This is a genomic window from Streptococcus sp. HMSC078H12, assembly GCF_001814615.1.
In the GTDB taxonomy this organism is placed as follows: Bacteria; Bacillota; Bacilli; order Lactobacillales; family Streptococcaceae; genus Streptococcus; species Streptococcus salivarius_F.
Genome location: NZ_KV817326.1, coordinates 1 through 19,524, shown reverse-complemented (window position 1 = coordinate 19,524; position 19,524 = coordinate 1). Strand labels below are relative to the sequence as shown.

The following is a 19,524-nucleotide window of genomic DNA, read 5'->3' as shown; positions in this document are numbered from 1 at the left end:
TTACCATTATTTTCAGAAAATAGTGATAAAATAGAGGTCATAGATATGGAGTATATCCACCTTACCATGTAGAAAGGGCGCATTATGACACAAGAATATCAATTAGAAACCATTTTGGCACACGCAGGAATCAATTCGGATGAAGCAACAGGAGCCTTGGCTTCACCAATTCATTTTTCAACAACTTACCAACATCCAGAATTTGGCCATTCTACTGGTTTTGACTATACACGAACTAAAAATCCAACACGCGCAACAGTGGAAAAAACACTTGCAGCTATTGAAAAAGCAGATTATGCTATTGCGACAAGTTCAGGGATGAGCGCCATTGTTTTGGCCTTTGAAATTTTCCCAGTAGGTAGCAAGGTTGTAGCTGCGCGTGACCTTTACGGAGGTTCTTTCCGTTGGTTTAATGACAAGGAAAAAGAGGGGCGTTTCTTTTTTGAATACACTAATACAGAAGACGAGATGATTGCGGCTATTACAGAAGATACCGATATTGTCTACATCGAAACACCGACAAACCCACTTATGATTGAGTTTGATATTGAAAAAGTGGCAAAAATTGCTCATGACAAGGGTGCGGTGGTTATTGTTGATAATACTTTCTATAGCCCAATCTATCAAACCCCGATTACTCAAGGTGCTGATATCGTTGTACATTCAGCTACTAAATACCTATCAGGGCATAATGATGTTTTGGCTGGTGTTGTTGTGACTAGTAACCAAGAATTCTACGATAAACTTTATTATAACCTCAATACTACTGGTCCTACCTTGTCACCATTTGATAGCTATATGCTTATGCGTGGTCTTAAGACCTTAAAACTTCGTATGGAGGCATCAACATCCAATGCTCAAGAAGTTGTTGCTTTCTTAGAAAAGTCACCAGCTGTTAAGGAAGTTCTTTACCCAGGCAAGGGTGGTATGATTTCCTTTAAAGTGGCTAATCAAGACAAGATTCCAACCATTATCAATTCCCTAAAGGTCTTTACCTTTGCGGAGAGCCTAGGTGGTGTTGAAAGCTTGATTACCTACCCAACGACACAAACCCACGCAGATATTCCAGGTGATGTGCGTGCTTCCTATGGTTTGACAGACGACTTGCTTCGTCTTTCAATTGGTATTGAAGCAGCACAAGATTTGATTGCTGACTTGGAAAATGCCCTTAGTCTTTAAGGAGTTATCTATGACACGTTATGATTTTACAACACAACCAAATCGCTTGGATCAAAATACCATGAAATGGCACGAAGCCGAAAGTAATCCAGAACTACTTGAGCTTTGGGTTGCCGATATGGACTTCCTACCTGTTCCTGAGATTAGGGATGCAGTTATCAACTATGCTGAGACACATATTTTTGGTTATCCTTATCCAAGTGAAGAGCTTTATCAGTCCATCATTAATTGGGAAAAAAATCAACACGGTTACGTCGTTGATAAAGAGAGTATTGTTCTCATTGAAGGTGTTGTCCCAGCCATTTCAACAGCTATTCAAGCCTTTACCAAAGAAGGCGATGCTGTTCTCATCAATACCCCAGTGTACCCACCATTCGCTCGCTCAGTGCGATTAAATAATCGTAAGTTGATTGAGAATAGCCTCGTTAAGGTCGATGGACATTTCGAGATTGATTTCGAACAATTGGAACGCGATATCGTCGATAATGATGTTAAACTTTATGTTTTCTGTAGCCCACATAACCCAGGTGGTCGTGTCTGGACCAAGGAAGAATTGACCAAGGTAGCAGATCTTTGCCAGAAACATGGGGTTCTTCTAGTGTCTGATGAAATCCACCAAGACTTAGCCCTATATGGGAATAAGCACATCTCTATGAATACCATTTCAGATGCTTACAAGGACTTTACCTTAGTGCTTAGTTCGGCTACTAAAACCTTTAATATTGCTGGTACCAAAAACAGTTTTACTATCATTGAAAATGAAAACTTACGTAAAGCCTTTAAACAAAAGCAATTGGCAAACAACCAACATGAAATTCCAACAATTGGTTTGATTACAACACAAGCTGCCTTAACCTATGGGCAACCTTGGTTAGAAGAATTGAAGACTGTCTTTGAAACTAATATTGACCTTTTGACAAAAGAGCTAAGTGAAAAGACTAATATCAAAGTCATGAAACCTGAGGGAACTTACTTGGTATGGCTTGATTTTTCAGCTTATAATCAAGACCATAATGAACTTGGACGTTTGCTTAAAGAAGAAGCCAAGGTAGTGCTAAATGACGGTATTACTTTTGGTTCTGAAGGAGAAAAACATTTCCGCTTTAACGTAGCTACGCCAACTACAGTTGTTGCAGAAGGAGTTAAACGTCTCGTTTCTGTCTTTGGAAAATAATAAAAGTGATGCGAACAGCATCACTTTTATTATTGTTATGAGTGTACATCGTAGATTTTCAAGTTTAATAGAAGATCTTTCTGAGTGGAGAAGACCTTGACATCCTGCCTGCCAGAGGTATTAAATCTGGCTAGAGTGTAGGTTTGACCATTGGGGAAGAAAATTTCCAAGCTACGATTATCTGTAATAAGCGTTATAGTGATATTATCAGTTTCCTTATAGTGACTGTCAGCTTTATAACCTTGACCGTTACCCAAGAGACCATCGTAATAGTAAGAAGAGGCAGTTTGACTACCATCCATGCTGTTATTCAGTTCAGCAGCATAGGCAGAGACCTGATAGGTACCACTTGTTATTTGGTAGGCGATTTTAACGTAATCAGAGCCTTGCCAGATATCAATGTAGATATAGCCTCCTTCTTTCTTAATATTTGAAAAATGCAGTTGGTAATACCCCGCACTATTTTTTTCAGCAAGGTCAAGAAGGCCATTAGCATTCTGATTGTGACTTTTATCAATCCAAGGTTTTCTATTGTCACTGGTGAGTGGCCTTTGACTCGAAATGTTGCCGTTTTGATTTTTGAGGGTTAATTGTTCATTTTTATAGAGGGGAGCGGACTGAATAATACCGTCCTTATCCAGTTGTAGCTGTCTGGGTGTAGCGTAAAAACCGATAGTTTTTAGAAAATCACTCTTGGCCTCTTGGTCACTGTGAATGCCTGACGTGAAGTAGTTCCAATTACCAACCCAGCCAAGACTGATAAGGTTATGGTTGCTTTCTTCAATTCGATCGCTTCCAGTGAAGTTAGCGCCATAATAGTCTGAGCCTTGATCTAAGCGTTTCGTTTCTGTGTCTGCAATAAATAAGCCTTTATCATCTAAATGCCCTACAGTATAGTAGGTTCCAGTTGTTTCACCTGAGGCTGTATCCTTAGCTCCAAAAAAGAGAACTTGCTTGTCCCGATCATCAGTTGTTGTCATTGTTTTGAGAACGGGACACTCGATAGGAGCGTTGTCCTGCCAGTTACGACCCTTAAAAAATGTTTCGGGTAGGATTTTGGAGTCTCCCTTGCTATCTGCTTTGGTCCAGTTGATACCATCTTGAGATTGATAAACACCTAAGGCGTCACCTTCAGCGACATACATGAGTAATTTGTCTTTGAAGTGGAAGACATAAGGATCGCGGAAGTCCTTACCATTATAGGATTGTTCCTTTGTCAATAAAGGTTTACCATCTTTTAAGGCTTTAGTAAAGCTAGCTCCCTTGTCGTTTGACTCACTAGCATAGATTGCCTGGCTTCCATCATCCATGAGCCCTGTAAAATAGGCGACAGGTTCTTCGTTTTGGATACCAGAAATCCCCTGACTATCTGTGACTACACTCCCTGTCCAAGCAGAATGCCATCCTTCTTTAGAGTCACCACCCTTTGCTGGTATAGCAGTCTCTTGTTTACTATAGGTGATAAAATCTTTAGTCGTTGTATGCGTCCAATCTTGACCGTTAGGTCCAAAAGGATCAGTAGCCCCATCTACAGAATGTAGAAAATAGATATCATAGTATTTTTTTTCTTGATTCCAGACGATAGTCTGTAGGTCATTAGACCATCCTTTATGAGATGCTAGATGAAAGGTTTGACTCACAGAAGTCTTAGTGTTTTTTGTGGAAGTATTGTTAACGCTCTCATTTTTTATTATAAAAACAAAAAATAAAATCAAAAAAATGAGAATAAAGATTAGAGGAGGATATTTTGATTCCATATAGTGATAATTCCTGATTAAATTGCTTTTTATATAGTTATTATTTTAACAAAAAAATAGTTTTTTACAAAAAATATCAATTTGTCATTAAAAAAAGATTGGAATTTAGATTAAAAAATGATAGAATAAAACATGTGAAAACCTAAAAGGAGAGTTTATATGGATAGTACAGTTAATTCACAGTCAAATACAGTAGCACCTAAGCAAGCAGAGTGCAAAAAGATGCGTTATAGCATCCGTAAGGTAGCCACAGTAGGGGCAACATCAGCACTCGTTGGTACCTTGGCATTTTTGGGTGCCACTCAGGTAAAAGCTGATCAAGTTACAGAAACAGCACCAGCTGTAGCTACTGCGACAGCAACACCAGAAACAAGCACAGCATCTCTAACGGTAGCCAGTGAAGCAGCAACAAGTGTGGCAACTTCAGAAGCAGTTGAATCTTCAGTTGCACATTCAGAGGTTGCAACTACACCAGTTACAGAGACACAACCAAGCAACACAACTCCATCAGTAGTCGAAGAAAAGGTGTCTAGCACAGTAGTGACATCTTCATCAGATGCAACAACACCTTCAGCAACTGTTGCTGCGGTTTCTGCTCCAGCTCATACATCAGAGGCTGCAGTAGAGGCACCAACTTCAACAGCAAGCTCAGAAACAGCTGATACACACACTGAAGTAGCCCTTAAACCTACTGAAAACAGCGCTGCTAATGCAAACCTTAGCAAACTTAACGGTCGTATCAAGTCTATTGTTGAAGATAATATGACCTCAGATCAAATCGTTGCCTTGACTGAGGAAGAAATTAAAGCACTTAATAAAGTTGACTTTAGCGATGATGCTATCAAGGGTACAGGTACTAGCTTGACTTACCGTAACTTGAAAGATATCGTTGCTAGCTTCTTGAAGCAAGACAGCAAATTGGCAGTTCCTTACTTTAAAGCAGATACAATCATCAATATGCCTGCTTTCAACACTGTTGATGCCCAAACGATGAAAAAAGAAGAAATCGACGTTTGGGATTCTTGGCCAGTCCAAGATGCTGAGTCAGGTGTAGTAAGCAACTGGAACGGTTATCAGTTGGTTATCTCAATGGCCGGTGCACCAAATAAAAACTCAAACCACATTTACTTGCTCTATAGTAAATATGGAGATAATGACTTTACGCATTGGAAAAATGCGGGTCCAATCTTTGGTTATAATGCCCTTGAAGATGACCAACAATGGTCAGGTTCAGCGACAGTAAACTCTGATGGTAGTATCCAACTTTACTACACTAAGAATGATACTAGTGGTGGTAAATTGAACTGGCAACAATTGGCTAGTGCTACACTTAACCTAGCTGTTGAAAACGACGAAGTTGTTATTAAGTCAGTTGAAAATGACCACATTCTCTTTGGTGGGGATAACTATCATTATCAAAGTTATCCAAAATTCATGAGTACTTTCAACGATGACCACAACCACGATGGAAATCCAGACCGTACAGATAACTACTGTCTTCGTGACCCACACATCATTGAAGATAACGGTAGCCGTTACCTTATTTTCGAATCAAATACAGGTGATGAAAACTACCAAGGCGAAAAACAAATCTACAACTGGTCAAACTATGGAGGAGATGACGCCTTTAACCTTAAGTCGTTCCTCAATATTATCAATAATAAACACCTTTATAACCTTGCTTCATGGGCAAATGGTTCTATTGGTATCTTGAAACTTGATGACAATGAGAAAAATCCATCTGTAGCTGAACTTTACACACCACTTGTTACTAGCCACATGGTTACTGATGAAGTAGAACGTCCAAGTGTTGTTAAGATGGGTAACAAGTATTACCTCTTCACTGCTTCACGTATCAATAAATCTACGGATGCTGAAGGTACTGTAGCAGCGCGTGAAGCTGTCGGTGATGACGTTGTCATGCTTGGATTCGTATCAGATAGCCTCCGTGGAGAATATCGTCCACTTAATGGCTCAGGTGTGGTTTTGACAGCCTCTGTACCAGCCGACTGGCGTACATCTACCTATTCTTACTATGCCGTTCCTGTTGAAGGATCATCAGATACTCTCTTGGTTACTTCTTACATGACTAACCGCGGTGGTATTGCTGGTGCTGAGAATAAATCAACATGGGCTCCAAGCTTCCTCATCAAGATGAATGCAGATGATACTACAGAAGTTCTTCCTAAGATGACGAATCAAGGTGACTGGATTTGGGATAAATCTAGTGAAAGCTTGGTACACGTAGCCGATCAAAATAGTGCTAAATTACCAAACGAGGACTTTAATGTAGATTATTATGCGGTATCGGGTTATGGTCTTAAACCACATACTTATCCTACAGTTGACGGCTCAACAGGCGTTTCTGAAGCTCACGGTGTCTTGACTGTAACAGTTAAAGATGGTAAAGATAAGAAGGCAGATAAGCCAGAAACACCAGTAAGTCCAACAGAAGGTAATCATTCTGTTGATGATAAGACTAATAAACCAGACACTTCTAAACCAGCGGACAATAATAAACCATCAGCTGATAAAGAAGATAAACCAACAAATCCTACGAATTCAGACTCTCCAGTTCCTACACCGTTCCCTTATTTTGCAGACCGCTCTGGTAATGATAATAATTCATCAGATGATCATCATGTAGAGGTTCCTGCGAAACCTTCAACAGAGGGTTCTGTGGGTGACCGTCGTCCAGCAGCTCAAGCTACAGAGATTGCGTCACCAGTACCAGAGGCTATTGTAGCAACTGGACCAACTGTTTCAACGACTCCTGTTAAAGAAGAGTCTGTCACTGAAACAGAAGCTCCAAAACCAGCTAAGTCTGAAGATGAAGTTCAGTCTCACGGAGTCGCTAAAGCTGATGAAGTAACTAAGTCTGATGAGTCAAGTAAAGACAACAATACTAAAGTTGCTGCCAAACTTGCTACGACTCCTAAGACACCAAGTGATTCAGAAGGTTCAAACAGCAACATTCTTTCAATCTTGGCGACTATCTTTGCAGCAATTGCAAGTCTAGCTCTTCTTGGCTATGGTTTGGTCACAGGAAAGATTCATTTGCCTAAAAAATAATCCTTTTCAAAAACGTTTGCAGTAAAGCAAGCGTTTTTTTTGCCTTTTTGATATAATGGAGTGAATATAAAGCAAAGGAAGAAACTATTATGGGTAAATTTCAAGTTATTTCACATCCACTGATTCAACATAAACTTTCAATCCTCCGTCGTGAGGATACTTCTACTAAGGACTTCCGTGAGCTAGTTAATGAAATTGCTATGCTCATGGGTTACGAAGTGTCTCGTGACCTTCCCCTCGAAGAGGTTGAAATTCAAACACCAATTACAAAAACAGTACAAAAACAACTTTCTGGTAAGAAATTGGCGATTGTTCCAATCCTTCGTGCGGGTATTGGTATGGTCGATGGTTTCCTTAGCCTTGTACCAGCAGCTAAAGTTGGTCATATTGGTATGTATCGTGATGAGGAAACTCTTGAGCCGGTTGAGTACTTGGTTAAATTACCAGAAGACATTGATCAACGTCAGATTTTTGTAGTGGACCCAATGCTTGCGACTGGTGGTTCAGCAATCTTGGCAGTAGACTCACTTAAAAAACGTGGTGCAGCTAATATCAAGTTTGTTTGCTTGGTTGCAGCACCAGAAGGTGTCAAAAAATTGCAAGATGCTCACCCAGATATTGACATCTACACAGCATCATTGGATGAGAAACTTAATGAAAACGGTTATATTGTTCCAGGTCTTGGAGATGCAGGTGACCGTCTCTTTGGTACAAAATAAGTTGAAAAGGGAAAATTTCCCTTTTTTTACTAGATTAATAAGTTTTAAGTGAGATTGCTTTAGGGAAGTTTAGCACTCTTTCGGAAAGAGTGCTAAGAATGATGTTTTTTATTTGACCTAATTTGACTAAAATCATATAATAGCATCAAGACAATATTAAAAGGAGGATTCATATGATTCCTGTAGTAATTGAACAAACATCACGCGGTGAGCGTTCTTATGATATTTACTCACGTTTGCTCAAGGATCGTATCATCATGTTAACAGGTCCTGTTGAAGATAATATGGCAAACTCAATTATCGCCCAACTCTTGTTCTTGGATGCTCAAGACAATACAAAAGATATCTATCTTTATGTTAATACACCAGGTGGATCCGTTTCGGCAGGTCTTGCCATTGTTGATACAATGAACTTCATCAAGTCTGATGTTCAGACTATCGTTATGGGGATGGCAGCATCTATGGGAACAATTATCGCTTCAAGCGGTACCAAAGGTAAACGTTTCATGTTGCCAAATGCAGAGTACATGATTCACCAACCAATGGGTGGTACTGGTGGCGGTACGCAACAAACAGACATGGCTATCGCAGCTGAACACTTGCTCAAGACACGTAATAACTTGGAGCAAATCTTGGCAGATAATTCTGGACAACCAATTGAAAAAGTTCATGCAGACGCTGAACGTGACAATTGGATGAGTGCTCAAGAAACGCTTGAATATGGTTTCATCGATGAAATCATGGCTAATAACCAATTAAAATAAACTGAGCTTGTCTTAAATAAAAGTCAGATGAAAATCGGTTGTATAAGGACCATTTCATCTGGCTTTTTGTGTTATAATAGAAAACATGTTAATAATCAATGAGGAGTTGCTTGCGATTGATCAAGCTATAGAGTGTCTTGTTTCGTATTTTCTAAAGCTACCTGAGGTAGAGAATTATCGTTTGAAACGCCAGAAATTCGAAAATGACAGAGAACTTCAAGAGCAACTCTTTGCATTTCAAGAATTAAAGGATAGCTATGATACTGCTAAGGTGTATGAGGCTTTTAGACCAGATGTGAGAGAGTTGAAACGTCAGGTTTTGCGAATGAAGCGCCAAATTGATTTAAACGAGGTGGTTATTGGCTATCGTCAGGCAGAGTTCGATTTACAGACTATTTTAGCCAATCTTGGTGAGGAGATTGCCCAAGCTGTTTCAGACCAGATTTTTATTGATACTGGACTACCTCTTGCCCCTCATAAGCCACATCATAAAAAGGGAGACACTAACATAAAGGAGAAGATAAGTCATGATTAAGCGTCAAGGCATTATTGTTTATTTATACTACAATAGAGACTTACGTAAAATTGCTAAGTTTGGGGATGTTGTCTACCATTCTTATAAGATGCGTTATGTGCACCTTTATGTAGATGAGGACAAGGTCGAGGATATTTTGAAAGAGCTCGATGGAATGAAAGCAGTGAAAAAAGTTCTGCCTTCTTACTATTCTGATATTGATATGGACTTTGTAGGTAGTCTGGAACGTTACGACACCTCAGTCCCTGAACCGTTTAAGAACTTTTCTCTTTAATAAGAGAAAAGTTTTTTTCTTCTTAAAGAGTTATTCTTAAAGTAATGGAAACGATTACTGCCGCTAAAGCTTAGTTATGTGTAGTTGACAATTGTCTGATAATTCTGTAAGCTATAAGATGGACTTTTTTAAGAAAATATTAAGGAGAAATCTTATGTCTAAAAAGATCACACTTATTGTGTTAGCCTTTTTTGCTTCCATTTTCTTGGTTGCCTGTGGCAAGTCACCAGATGTGACTGCTAATGCCAATGGTACTAAGATTGGCGATACAATCAAAATTGGTGTTAACATGGAGTTGACAGGTGCCGTTGCAGCCTATGGTAAGGCAGAGCAGAATGGTATTAAGTTGGCTGTTGACGAAATTAACAAAGCTGGTGGCGTCGATGGCAAAAAGCTTGAGCTTGTCACAAAAGATAATAAATCTGAAAATGCTGAAGCTTCAACATCTTCAACGAACTTGGCTATTCAGAGTAATGTAAATGCTATCGTTGGTCCAGCGACATCAGGTGCTGTTGCTGCGGCTAGCCTCGTATCACAAAAAACAGGGGTTCCTTTGCTGACACCTTCAGGTACGCAGGATGACCTTACGGTAGATGCTAATGGTACGAAGAAATTCGTTTTCCGTACAACCTTCAAGGATAGTTACCAAGGTAAAGTTTTGGCAGCTTATTCTTACAATAATTTGAATGCTAAGAAAGTAGTTCTCTACTATGATAATGCTTCAGATTATGCCAAAGGTATTGCGGATGAATTCAAGCGTGAATATAAAGGTCAAATCGTTACTGAAGCTACCTTTGCTTCAGGGGACAAGGACTATCAGTCAGCCTTGACAAAATTTAAAGACCTTGATTATGATGCTATTGTAATGCCAGGTTACTATACTGAGACTGGTATTATCACTAAACAAGCACGTGACCTTGGAATTGATAAACCAATCCTTGGACCTGACGGATTTAGTGATGCGAAATTTACTGAGCTTGCAGGTAAAAAGAATGCTTCAAACGTCTACTATGTATCAGGATATTCAACAAATGTTGCTCTTTCTGACAAGGCATCAGGTTTCATTAAAGCATATAAGAAAGCTTATAACACTGACCCAAATATGTTTGCTGCTCTAGCTTACGATTCTGTTTATATGATTGCAGAAGCATCAAAAGGTGCGAAAACATCAGTTGATATTGCCGATAACTTAGCACATTTGAAAAACTTTGTCGGGGTTACAGGTAAAATGACGATTGATAAGGATCATAACCCTATTAAAGCAGCTCTTATGGTTAAAAGAGATAATGGTGAAGAAGTTTCAGCGGAAGCCGTTGAAATTGAAAAATAATCTGTTATCTATACTAAAAATGAACTAGAAAGTTTGGTTATATATGTTTTTTGAACAACTTCCCCAACAACTAGTCAATGGTATCATCTTGGGTAGTATCTATGCCCTACTTGCCCTTGGATATACCATGGTTTATGGGATTATCAAATTGATTAACTTTGCCCATGGAGACATCTATATGATGGGTGCCTTCGTTGGTTACTATGCGATTAATAGCCTTGGAATGAATTTCTGGGTTGCCCTTGTCTTTGCTATGCTTGTCTGTGCGATTTTAGGGGTTGTCATTGAGTTCTTGGCTTATCGCCCACTCCGTAATTCGACACGTATTTCTGCCTTGATTACGGCTATCGGTGTCTCATTCTTCCTTGAGTACATCATGGTTCTCTTTGTAGGTGCAGATACACGTTCATTCCCTCAAAAGATTGCGATTAAGACTTATCATCTTGGATCAATCTCTGTAACAAATGTGCAATTGCTTATTTTGGTAGTTGCCCTTGTCCTTATGGTTGCTCTTCAATTGATTGTTAAAAAGACTAAGATGGGTAAAGCTATGCGTGCCGTATCTGTAGACAGTGATGCAGCTGAATTGATGGGTATTAATGTTAATAATACTATCAGCTTCACTTTTGCTCTTGGATCATCACTAGCAGGGGCAGCGGGTGTCCTTATTGGTCTTTACTATAACTCTATCGAACCTCTTATGGGTATGACACCAGGTATTAAAGCCTTTGTTGCTGCCGTTCTTGGTGGTATCGGTATTATCCCTGGTGCAGCACTTGGTGGATTTGTTATCGGTATTTTGGAGACATTATCAACTGCAATTGGTTTGTCAAGTTACCGTGATGCCATCGTTTATGGTGTCTTGATCGTTATCCTTTTGGTTCGCCCAGCGGGTATCCTCGGTAAAAATGTGAAAGAGAAGGTGTAAGACATGAAGAAAAATCTAAAAGTAAACCTTATTTGGTTTGGTCTTATCATTGGACTCTTCCTTATCTTGAAAGGTCTTGAACTTTCAGGTATCATGAACCTTTACTACATTCAAATCTTAATGGGGATTGGAATCTCAATCCTTATGGGACTTGGTACTAACCTGGTTCTTGGTTTCTCAGGACAATTTACACTTGGACAAGCTGGTTTCATGGCAATTGGTGCCTATTCATCAGCTATCATCACTGGTATGATGCCAACATATGACGGTTTCTACCTCTCAATGGTTGTCGGTGTCATCATCGCAGCTATTGTTGCCCTTATCTTTGGTCTACCTACCCTTCGTTTGAAAGGGGACTACCTTGCCATTGCGACTCTTGGTATGGCTGAAATCATCCGTATCATTATCGTTAATGGTGGTGAATTGACTAATGGTGCCGCTGGTTTGACAGGTATCCTTCCTTATACAAGTTGGCCTGTAATTTATTTCTTTGTGGTAATCATTACAATTTTGGTACTTAACTTCTTGCGTTCAGCAACTGGACGTCAAGCAATCACTCTTCGTGAAGATGAAATTGCTGCTGAGTCAATGGGTGTTAATGTCACAAAAATGAAGGTTCTTATCTTTGTTATTGGTGCCATGATTTCAGCGATTGCTGGTTCACTTTATGTCAGCTACATCGGTACAGTCGTGCCAAAAGATTTCACTATCATGAAATCAATTGATTACCTTATTATTGCCGTTCTTGGTGGTCTTGGATCTATCACAGGTACTATCATTGCCGCTGTTGTTCTTGGCATTATCAACATGTTCCTCCAAAACGTTTCAAACCTTCGTATGATTATTTACGCCTTGGCTTTGATTCTTGTAATGCTCTTCCGTCCAGGTGGACTTCTTGGAACAAAAGAACTCTATCTCTCAAAATTCTTCAATAAATCTAAGGAGGGCAAATAAAAATGGCACTTCTTGAAGTTAAAAATCTAACTAAAAACTTCGGTGGTTTGACTGCCGTTGGTGATGTTTCAATGGAACTCAATGAAGGTGAGTTGGTTGGGCTTATCGGACCAAACGGAGCTGGTAAAACAACCTTGTTCAACCTTTTGACAGGCGTCTATGAGCCAAGTGAAGGAACGGTTACACTTGATGGTACAGTCCTAAATGGTAAAGCACCTTATAAAATCGCTTCACTCGGTTTGTCACGTACTTTCCAAAATATCCGTCTTTTCAAAGACATGACTGTGCTTGAAAATGTTCTTGTTGGTTTGTCAAATAAGCAACCTTCAAATTTCTTTGCATCTCTTTTGCGTTTGCCTAAGTACTATTCAAGTGAGGAAGAGTTAAAAGCAAAAGCTATGAAACTCTTGGCTATCTTCAACTTGGATGGAGAGGCAGATACACTTGCGAAAAACTTGGCTTACGGACAACAACGTCATTTGGAAATTGTTCGTGCGCTTGCAACAGAACCAAAAATCCTTTTCCTTGATGAACCAGCTGCGGGTATGAACCCACAAGAAACAGCTGAATTGACTGCTCATATTCGTCAAATTCAAAAAGACTTCGGTATTACAATCATCTTGATTGAACATGATATGAGTTTGGTCATGGATGTTACTGAGCGTATCTATGTTTTGGAATACGGACGCTTGATTGCAGAAGGAACACCTGATGAAATTAAGAATAACAAACGCGTTATTGAAGCTTACTTGGGAGGTGAAGCATAATGGCTATGTTGAAAGTTGAAAATCTCTCAATTAAATATGGATCTATTGAAGCTGTTAAAAACGTCAGCTTTGAAGTTAATGAAGGTGAAGTTGTAACTCTAATCGGTGCTAACGGTGCAGGTAAGACATCAATTCTTCGTACAATCTCAGGTCTTGTTCGTCCAACTGAGGGAACCATTTCTTATCTCGGAAATGATATTCATAAAACACCTGCACGTAAGATTGTTGCTGAAGGTTTAGCTCAAGTACCTGAGGGACGTCATGTATTTGCAGGATTAACCGTAATGGAAAATCTTGAAATGGGAGCTTTCCTTCATACAAATAAAGAAGAGAACATAGCTCTCTTGAAAAAAGTCTTCCAACGTTTCCCACGCCTAGAAGAACGTAAGAATCAAGATGCAGCGACACTTTCTGGTGGTGAGCAACAAATGCTTGCAATGGGCCGTGCCCTTATGAGTCGTCCAAAACTTTTGCTTTTGGATGAGCCTTCAATGGGACTTGCTCCAATCTTTATTCAGGAAATTTTTGATATTATTGAAGATATTAAGGCACAAGGGACTACCGTTCTTTTGATTGAGCAAAATGCCAATAAGGCTTTGTCAATTGCGGACCGTGGTTACGTTCTTGAAACTGGTAAAGTGGTTCTTTCAGGTACTGGTGAAGAACTTCTTGCATCAGATGAAGTTCGTAAAGCCTATCTTGGAGGATAAGAAAAAGCGCCCGAGGGCGTTTTTCTATCGTCTTATGCTGATTGTAAAATACTAATTTTTCAGTAAAATATTGCAATCGGTTTCAATTAGTGTGGTATAATACAAGTAAGAAATCATTCGGAGGAAAATGAAACATGGCAGTAAAAGATTTTATGACGAAACGTGTAGTTTATGTCTCACCAGAAACAACAGTTGCAGCAGCTGCAGATATTATGCGTGATAAAGGTTTGCGCCGTTTGCCAGTAATTGAACACGATAAACTTGTTGGGCTTATTACAGAAGGTACAATGGCGGAGGCCTCACCATCAAAAGCAACAAGCTTGTCAATTTATGAAATGAATTATCTCCTTAATAAGACAAAAGTAGGAGATATCATGATCAAGAATGTCCTTACTGTTTCCAAGTATGCTAGCCTTGAGGATGCAATCTATATCATGCTCCAAAATAAGGTTGGAGTCCTTCCAGTTGTGGACAATGACCAAATTTCAGGAATTATCACAGATAAAGATGTTTTTCGTGCTTTCTTGGAAATTTCTGGTTATGGTCAAGCGGGAATTCGTATTGGGTTGGAAGTTCCAGATACTCCACGTGTTTTGGAAAAAATTGCGAACCTTATCGCTAGTGAGAATCTCAACATCGAACGTACAATTGTTGCACCTAAAAATGACACTGTACTTCGTGTCGAACTCCAAGTTGAAGGAGAGATTGGAATTGATCAACTCAAGAAGGTTTTTGTAGAAGCAGGATTTACAGTTACTGAAATTGCAGAAACAGAAGCAAAAGAGTTAGACTAATAAAAGGGTAAAACAAACTAAATCCTTAAGACTTTAGTTATCCTAAAAAATAGAAAGTTTGTAGGAACAGTTCGGTGGAAATGAGATTATAATCCTTGCTATTTCTAGTAATTAATGAACTACAGGCTTGAACTTTATACAATAAAAAAGAGGCTAGAACATTATGTTCCAGCTTCTTTTTTATTAGTCTTGAAAATCGTAAAGTGTTGTAGAGAGGTAACGCTCACCATTGTCAGGCAAGAGTGTCAAGACTTTTTTGCCTTCGCCAAGCTCAGCGGCAACCTTAAGGGCGGCAGCAATAGCAGCACCTGATGAGATACCAGCAAGGAAACCTTCTTGGCTACCCAATGTACGTGATGTTGCGATAGCTTCATCAGAAGGAATACGGACAACACTGTCATATGATTTTGTATCCAATGTGTCAGGAATGAAACCAGTTGAGATACCTTGGATTTTGTGTGGTCCTGGTTTATCACCATTCAAGACGGCAGATTCGTCAGCTTCAATACCATAAACCTTGATATTTGGATTGGCAGCCTTAAGGGTTTTTGAAACACCTGAAATAGTACCACCAGTACCGATACCAGCAACAAAGGCATCCAAACCTTCTGCACCAAAATCTTCAAGAATTTCTTGACCAGTTGTAGCTGCGTGAACAGCTGGGTTTGATGGGTTAGCAAATTGAAGTGGTACCCAACCATTGCGTTCAGCAGCAACTTCTTTAGCCTTAGCAATCGCACCCTTCATTCCTTCGCTACCAGGAGTCAATACAAGTTCAGCTCCATAAGCTTGGATGATTTTACGACGTTCAACACTCATTGTGTCAGGCATTACGATAACAACTTTATAGCCTTTAGCAGCACCAACCCAAGCGAGACCAATACCAGTGTTACCTGAAGTTGGTTCAACAATGGTATCACCAGGTTTAATCGTACCAGCTTTTTCAGCATCTTCAATCATTCGAAGAGCAATACGGTCTTTTACTGAAGAACCAGGGTTAAAGGCTTCGAGTTTAACGTAAACATCTGCTGATCCTTCTGGAACAATAGAGTTAAGTTTAATAACAGGTGTTTTTCCAACAAGTTCAGTGATTGAGTTGTAAATTGTCATATTTAAAATCCTCTTAATCTTTGATTGATGGTTTTAAGTATACGACGGTAGGCTCAACTTGTAAAATACATCTTCTTTATCACTGTGATAACGTTTGACTATCAGATAGGAATTTCAACGATTTTCTTTCCAGATTTTTCATAATTAACTTTCCCCTGGTAGAACTCAGTTAGTTCCTGACCGAGTCTTTCAATCTCAGACTCTTCGACAAATAAAGTAGTAGAAACATCTGATAAGAAAGTTGTATCAAATTCTTGGAGTCCTTCTTTTTCAAGGAAGTTGGAGAAAACTTGGTACTGAGAGTAGGTTAACTCTACGGTTAGTCCTGTTAATTCCTTGACTTCGACTCGACCAATTTCTTCAATAGCATGGGCAACGCTACCAGAGTAAGCGCGGATAAGACCACCTGCCCCAAGTTTGATTCCTCCAAAATAACGAGTCACAACAGCTACGACATTAGTAAGTCCTTGTTTTTCTAGAACAGTAAGCATAGGCACACCAGCTGTTCCAGAAGGTTCGCCATCATCACTCGAACGCTTAATTTGACCATCATCTCCAACAATCATTGCAGAGCAAGAGTGATTGGCCTTGTGATGCTCTTTCTTTATCTGAGCGATGTACTCTCTTCCTTCCTCTTCACTATTAATACGTTTCAAGTGACAAATAAAACGAGATTTTTTTATTTCTTCTTCAACGATTCCATCGTTGGCAATAGTTTTGTAATCCATAAAAAAATTTTATCATAAAAAGATGAATTCAAACATATTTTCGAATAGAAAGATATGGTACCTAAAGAATATTATGGACGACTATTTACGAAAGAACAGTTGCCAGTGGACTATCACTCAGAGGCATCAACATTAGAAAGTATGATAAAGGTCGATAAAAAACTTAGATGTAAAAGATGTTATAGTCAGATAGTGGAAGATTGGCAATTACCGGAAGGTCAGTATTATTGCAGAGCATGTATTGTCTTTGGCAGAAACCAAGAAGGAAAAGAACTTTATTATTTTCCTTCAAAAACATCTGAAATTGAATTTCCTGTTTTGAAGTGGTTGGGGGAACTGACTCCCTATCAAGCTGAGGTCTCAGAGAAGCTTTTAGAAACATATCAAAAACAGAAAGACAGCCTCGTACATGCTGTGACTGGTGCTGGGAAGACCGAGATGATTTATAAAATCGTTGCCTATGTTCTTGAAAGTAAAGGTAATGTAGCTATCGCAAGTCCTCGGGTTGATGTTTGTCGAGAGTTATTTCTTCGTATGCAGAGGGATTTTACTTGTAGTATTTCTCTGCTTCATGCTGAGAGTGAACCATATGATGGTAGTCCGCTTGTAATAGCTACCACCCATCAACTACTAAAATTTTACCAGAACTTTGACTTGGTTATCGTTGATGAGGTTGATGCATTCCCTTTTGTAGGAAATGTCATGTTAAATCATGCTGTGGAGCAGGCAAAGAAGGAAACCGGTCGTTATATTTATTTAACAGCGACTTCTACATTATCTTTAGAGGAGCAGGTGCGACTTGGATCTTTAGAAAAGCATCACCTTGCCAGACGTTTCCATGGAAATCCTTTAGTACTTCCTAAATTCTGTTGGCAGGGAAGATTACAAAAATCTCTAATGAGAAGCAAGCTTCCAAGACCCCTTCTTTATCAGATTAAAAAGCAACGTAAATCAAAGTTTCCTCTCTTAATCTTTTTTCCAAATATAGCGATAGGTGAGAAGTTTACCAATATTCTACAAAAGTATCTTCCAGATGAAAAAATGGCCTTTGTTTCTTCAAAAAGCGAGGAGCGTTCAGATACTGTAGAGCAGTTCCGGGAAAAAGAGTTATCCATCTTAGTGACAACAACTATCCTTGAACGTGGTGTGACCTTTCCACAAGTAGATGTTTTTGTTTGCATGGCAAATCATCACTTATACACTAGTTCGAGTCTTATTCAGATAGGAGGTCGAGTTGGAAGATCTCCAGATAGACCGACAGGGAAGCTTTATTTCTTTCATGAAGGACTATCCAAATCTATGCTTCGTTGTCGAGAAGAAATAAAAGTTATGAATAAAAAAGGAGGATTTAACAATGAAGTGTCTACTATGTAATGACTGGATTGAATCAGTGCTAAAATTAAGAGACCTGATTACGTTTAACCAAAGAGAAGGGTACTCCTGCGTACCTTGTAAAGATCAGTTTAAAAAACTCTCAAAAGAAAGATGCCAAAATTGTAATAAAGAATTACATAGAGATGCTTGTATTGATTGTAAACTTTGGATGAAAAAAGGCTATGTTCCTAAGCACCTTGCCATTTATCGCTATGAAGAAAACATGAAAGAGTATTTTAGTCGCTATAAATTTATGGGAGACTATTGTCTTAGAAAAATATTTCAACAAGATATAAAAAATACCTTAAAACCATTTTTGAAGAAAGGTTATACCATAGTGCCAGTCCCATTATCGGAAGAACGCTTGGCAGAAAGAGGATTCAACCAAGTTGAGGGATTAATAGAGGGAATTCCCTATCAGGATATCTTTGAGAAAAGAGATATTGAGAAACAATCATCGAAAACACGCGAGGAGCGTCTAAGTCAAGAGAATGCCTTTTGTCTCAAGAAAGGTATAAATGTACCAGATAAGATTATTATAGTGGATGATATCTATACAACAGGATCTACTTTATATCAGATGGTTCAACTATTAGAAGGCATAGGCATTAAAGAAGTGCTGACCTTTTCACTAGCTAGATAATAAAAATCCTTGCAAATTTTCATGAAAAGGATATAATATATATAAAGAAAACGCTAACAAGCGAGAAAGAGGTCTTTTATGATTAAATATAGTATCCGTGGCGAAAACATCGAAGTAACTGAAGCACTTCGTGACTATGTTGAAAGTAAACTTAGCAAAGTTGAAAAATACTTCAACGAAGACCAAGAATTGAATGCACGTGTAAATCTTAAGGTTTATCGCGAAAAGACAGCTAAAGTAGAGGTTACTATTCCAACAGGTTCTGTAACACTAAGAGCAGAAGATGTTTCGCAAGATATGTATGGTTCTATTGACCTAGTGGTTGATAAGATTGAAAGACAAATCCGTAAAAACAAAACAAAAATTGCACGTAAGCATCGTGAAAAAGTTCCAACAGGAGAAGTATTCTCAGCTGATTTTAATAACGAACAAGTTGAAGAAGCACCAGCTGTTGAAGTTGTAAGAACTAAAAACATTGAGTTGAAACCAATGGATGTTGAAGAAGCCATCCTTCAAATGGAGTTGTTGGGTCATGACTTCTTTATCTATACCGATAGTGAAGATCATACAACTAACGTTCTCTATAAACGAGAAGACGGTAACTACGGTTTGATTGAAGCTAAATAATTAAAAAAAGAAGGGAAGTAGGTTGAGAGACATGCTTCCTTTATTTTTTTTGAAAAACCCTATTGACAAGTATTGATTTGGGTGA

General features: G+C 38.9%; 19 protein-coding genes. 16 read left to right on the top strand and 3 right to left on the bottom strand.

Translation table 11 applies throughout. The features are described 5' to 3' along the window. The first annotated feature begins 84 nt into the window (after nucleotides 1–84). Entirely contained in the window at nucleotides 85–1,179 is a 1,095-nt protein-coding gene (locus HMPREF2979_RS05540; protein WP_070655560.1) for a cystathionine gamma-synthase, read from the top strand. A gap of 10 nt (nucleotides 1,180–1,189) precedes the next feature. Continuing rightward, nucleotides 1,190–2,353: a MalY/PatB family protein gene (locus HMPREF2979_RS05535; RefSeq protein ID WP_070655558.1), complete on the top strand. Its 1,164-nt coding sequence runs from the start codon at nucleotides 1,190–1,192 to the stop codon at nucleotides 2,351–2,353. A 35-nt stretch (nucleotides 2,354–2,388) separates the two neighbouring features. Here HMPREF2979_RS05535 and HMPREF2979_RS05530 read toward each other — a convergent pair whose 3' ends face one another. After that, entirely contained in the window at nucleotides 2,389–3,993 is a 1,605-nt protein-coding gene (locus HMPREF2979_RS05530) for a glycoside hydrolase family 32 protein (protein ID WP_261787295.1), read from the bottom strand. A gap of 276 nt (nucleotides 3,994–4,269) precedes the next feature. On the opposite strand from HMPREF2979_RS05530, the gene HMPREF2979_RS05525 reads away from it, so the two are divergent. From HMPREF2979_RS05525 to HMPREF2979_RS05475, 11 genes are all read left to right on the top strand, one after another. Then, on the top strand, nucleotides 4,270–7,182 hold the full coding sequence (locus HMPREF2979_RS05525) for a glycoside hydrolase family 68 protein (protein ID WP_070655554.1): 2,913 nt from the start codon (nucleotides 4,270–4,272) through the stop codon (nucleotides 7,180–7,182). Nucleotides 7,183–7,271: 89 nt separating this feature from the next. Beyond that, nucleotides 7,272–7,901 (top strand): uracil phosphoribosyltransferase, encoded by a 630-nt coding sequence (gene upp / locus HMPREF2979_RS05520; RefSeq protein WP_002883819.1) that lies wholly within the window; start codon nucleotides 7,272–7,274, stop codon nucleotides 7,899–7,901. A 173-nt stretch (nucleotides 7,902–8,074) separates the two neighbouring features. After that, complete coding sequence (gene clpP / locus HMPREF2979_RS05515) at nucleotides 8,075–8,665, top strand: ATP-dependent Clp protease proteolytic subunit ClpP (RefSeq protein ID WP_070655552.1); 591 nt, start codon at nucleotides 8,075–8,077, stop codon at nucleotides 8,663–8,665. Between the two features lie 85 nt (nucleotides 8,666–8,750). Continuing rightward, nucleotides 8,751–9,200, top strand: a complete 450-nt coding sequence (locus HMPREF2979_RS05510; RefSeq protein WP_070655550.1) for a YlbF/YmcA family competence regulator — start codon at nucleotides 8,751–8,753, stop codon at nucleotides 9,198–9,200. Further along, nucleotides 9,193–9,474, top strand: coding sequence for a YlbG family protein (locus HMPREF2979_RS05505; protein WP_002890011.1), 282 nt, complete (start codon nucleotides 9,193–9,195; stop codon nucleotides 9,472–9,474). The genes HMPREF2979_RS05510 and HMPREF2979_RS05505 overlap by 8 nt, the downstream gene beginning before the upstream one ends. Nucleotides 9,475–9,628: 154 nt before the next feature. Then, on the top strand, nucleotides 9,629–10,804 hold the full coding sequence (locus tag HMPREF2979_RS05500) for an ABC transporter substrate-binding protein (RefSeq protein WP_002883756.1): 1,176 nt from the start codon (nucleotides 9,629–9,631) through the stop codon (nucleotides 10,802–10,804). Nucleotides 10,805–10,847: 43 nt separating this feature from the next. Continuing rightward, a complete protein-coding gene (locus HMPREF2979_RS05495; protein ID WP_002883743.1) occupies nucleotides 10,848–11,732 on the top strand; it encodes a branched-chain amino acid ABC transporter permease in 885 nt (294 codons plus the stop codon). 3 nt (nucleotides 11,733–11,735) lie between these two features. Further along, the gene (locus tag HMPREF2979_RS05490) at nucleotides 11,736–12,686 is read left to right on the top strand and encodes a branched-chain amino acid ABC transporter permease (RefSeq protein ID WP_002883720.1); all 951 of its coding nucleotides are present in this window, start codon (nucleotides 11,736–11,738) and stop codon (nucleotides 12,684–12,686) included. 2 nt (nucleotides 12,687–12,688) lie between these two features. Then, on the top strand, nucleotides 12,689–13,453 hold the full coding sequence (locus tag HMPREF2979_RS05485) for an ABC transporter ATP-binding protein (protein ID WP_002883723.1): 765 nt from the start codon (nucleotides 12,689–12,691) through the stop codon (nucleotides 13,451–13,453). Then, complete coding sequence (locus HMPREF2979_RS05480; protein WP_070655548.1) at nucleotides 13,453–14,163, top strand: ABC transporter ATP-binding protein; 711 nt, start codon at nucleotides 13,453–13,455, stop codon at nucleotides 14,161–14,163. The genes HMPREF2979_RS05485 and HMPREF2979_RS05480 overlap by 1 nt, the downstream gene beginning before the upstream one ends. A 134-nt stretch (nucleotides 14,164–14,297) precedes the next feature. Further along, on the top strand, nucleotides 14,298–14,957 hold the full coding sequence (locus HMPREF2979_RS05475) for a CBS and ACT domain-containing protein (protein WP_070655546.1): 660 nt from the start codon (nucleotides 14,298–14,300) through the stop codon (nucleotides 14,955–14,957). 183 nt (nucleotides 14,958–15,140) lie between these two features. Here HMPREF2979_RS05475 and cysK read toward each other — a convergent pair whose 3' ends face one another. After that, on the bottom strand, nucleotides 15,141–16,067 hold the full coding sequence (cysK, locus tag HMPREF2979_RS05470; protein WP_002883742.1) for a cysteine synthase A: 927 nt from the start codon (nucleotides 16,065–16,067) through the stop codon (nucleotides 15,141–15,143). Nucleotides 16,068–16,168: 101 nt separating this feature from the next. Further along, nucleotides 16,169–16,795 carry a YigZ family protein gene (locus tag HMPREF2979_RS05465; protein ID WP_070655544.1) on the bottom strand — a complete coding sequence of 209 codons (627 nt, stop codon included), beginning with the start codon at nucleotides 16,793–16,795 and terminating at the stop codon, nucleotides 16,169–16,171. A gap of 54 nt (nucleotides 16,796–16,849) precedes the next feature. Between HMPREF2979_RS05465 and HMPREF2979_RS05460 the strand changes: the two genes are divergently transcribed. From HMPREF2979_RS05460 to hpf, 3 genes are all read left to right on the top strand, one after another. Then, entirely contained in the window at nucleotides 16,850–18,169 is a 1,320-nt protein-coding gene (locus tag HMPREF2979_RS05460) for an ATP-dependent helicase ComFA (RefSeq protein ID WP_070655542.1), read from the top strand. Continuing rightward, on the top strand, nucleotides 18,150–18,812 hold the full coding sequence (locus HMPREF2979_RS05455; RefSeq protein ID WP_070655540.1) for a ComF family protein: 663 nt from the start codon (nucleotides 18,150–18,152) through the stop codon (nucleotides 18,810–18,812). Before HMPREF2979_RS05460 ends, HMPREF2979_RS05455 begins: the two co-directional genes overlap by 20 nt. A 78-nt stretch (nucleotides 18,813–18,890) precedes the next feature. Next, entirely contained in the window at nucleotides 18,891–19,439 is a 549-nt protein-coding gene (gene hpf / locus HMPREF2979_RS05450) for a ribosome hibernation-promoting factor, HPF/YfiA family (protein ID WP_002883786.1), read from the top strand. Nucleotides 19,440–19,524: the final 85 nt, after the last annotated feature.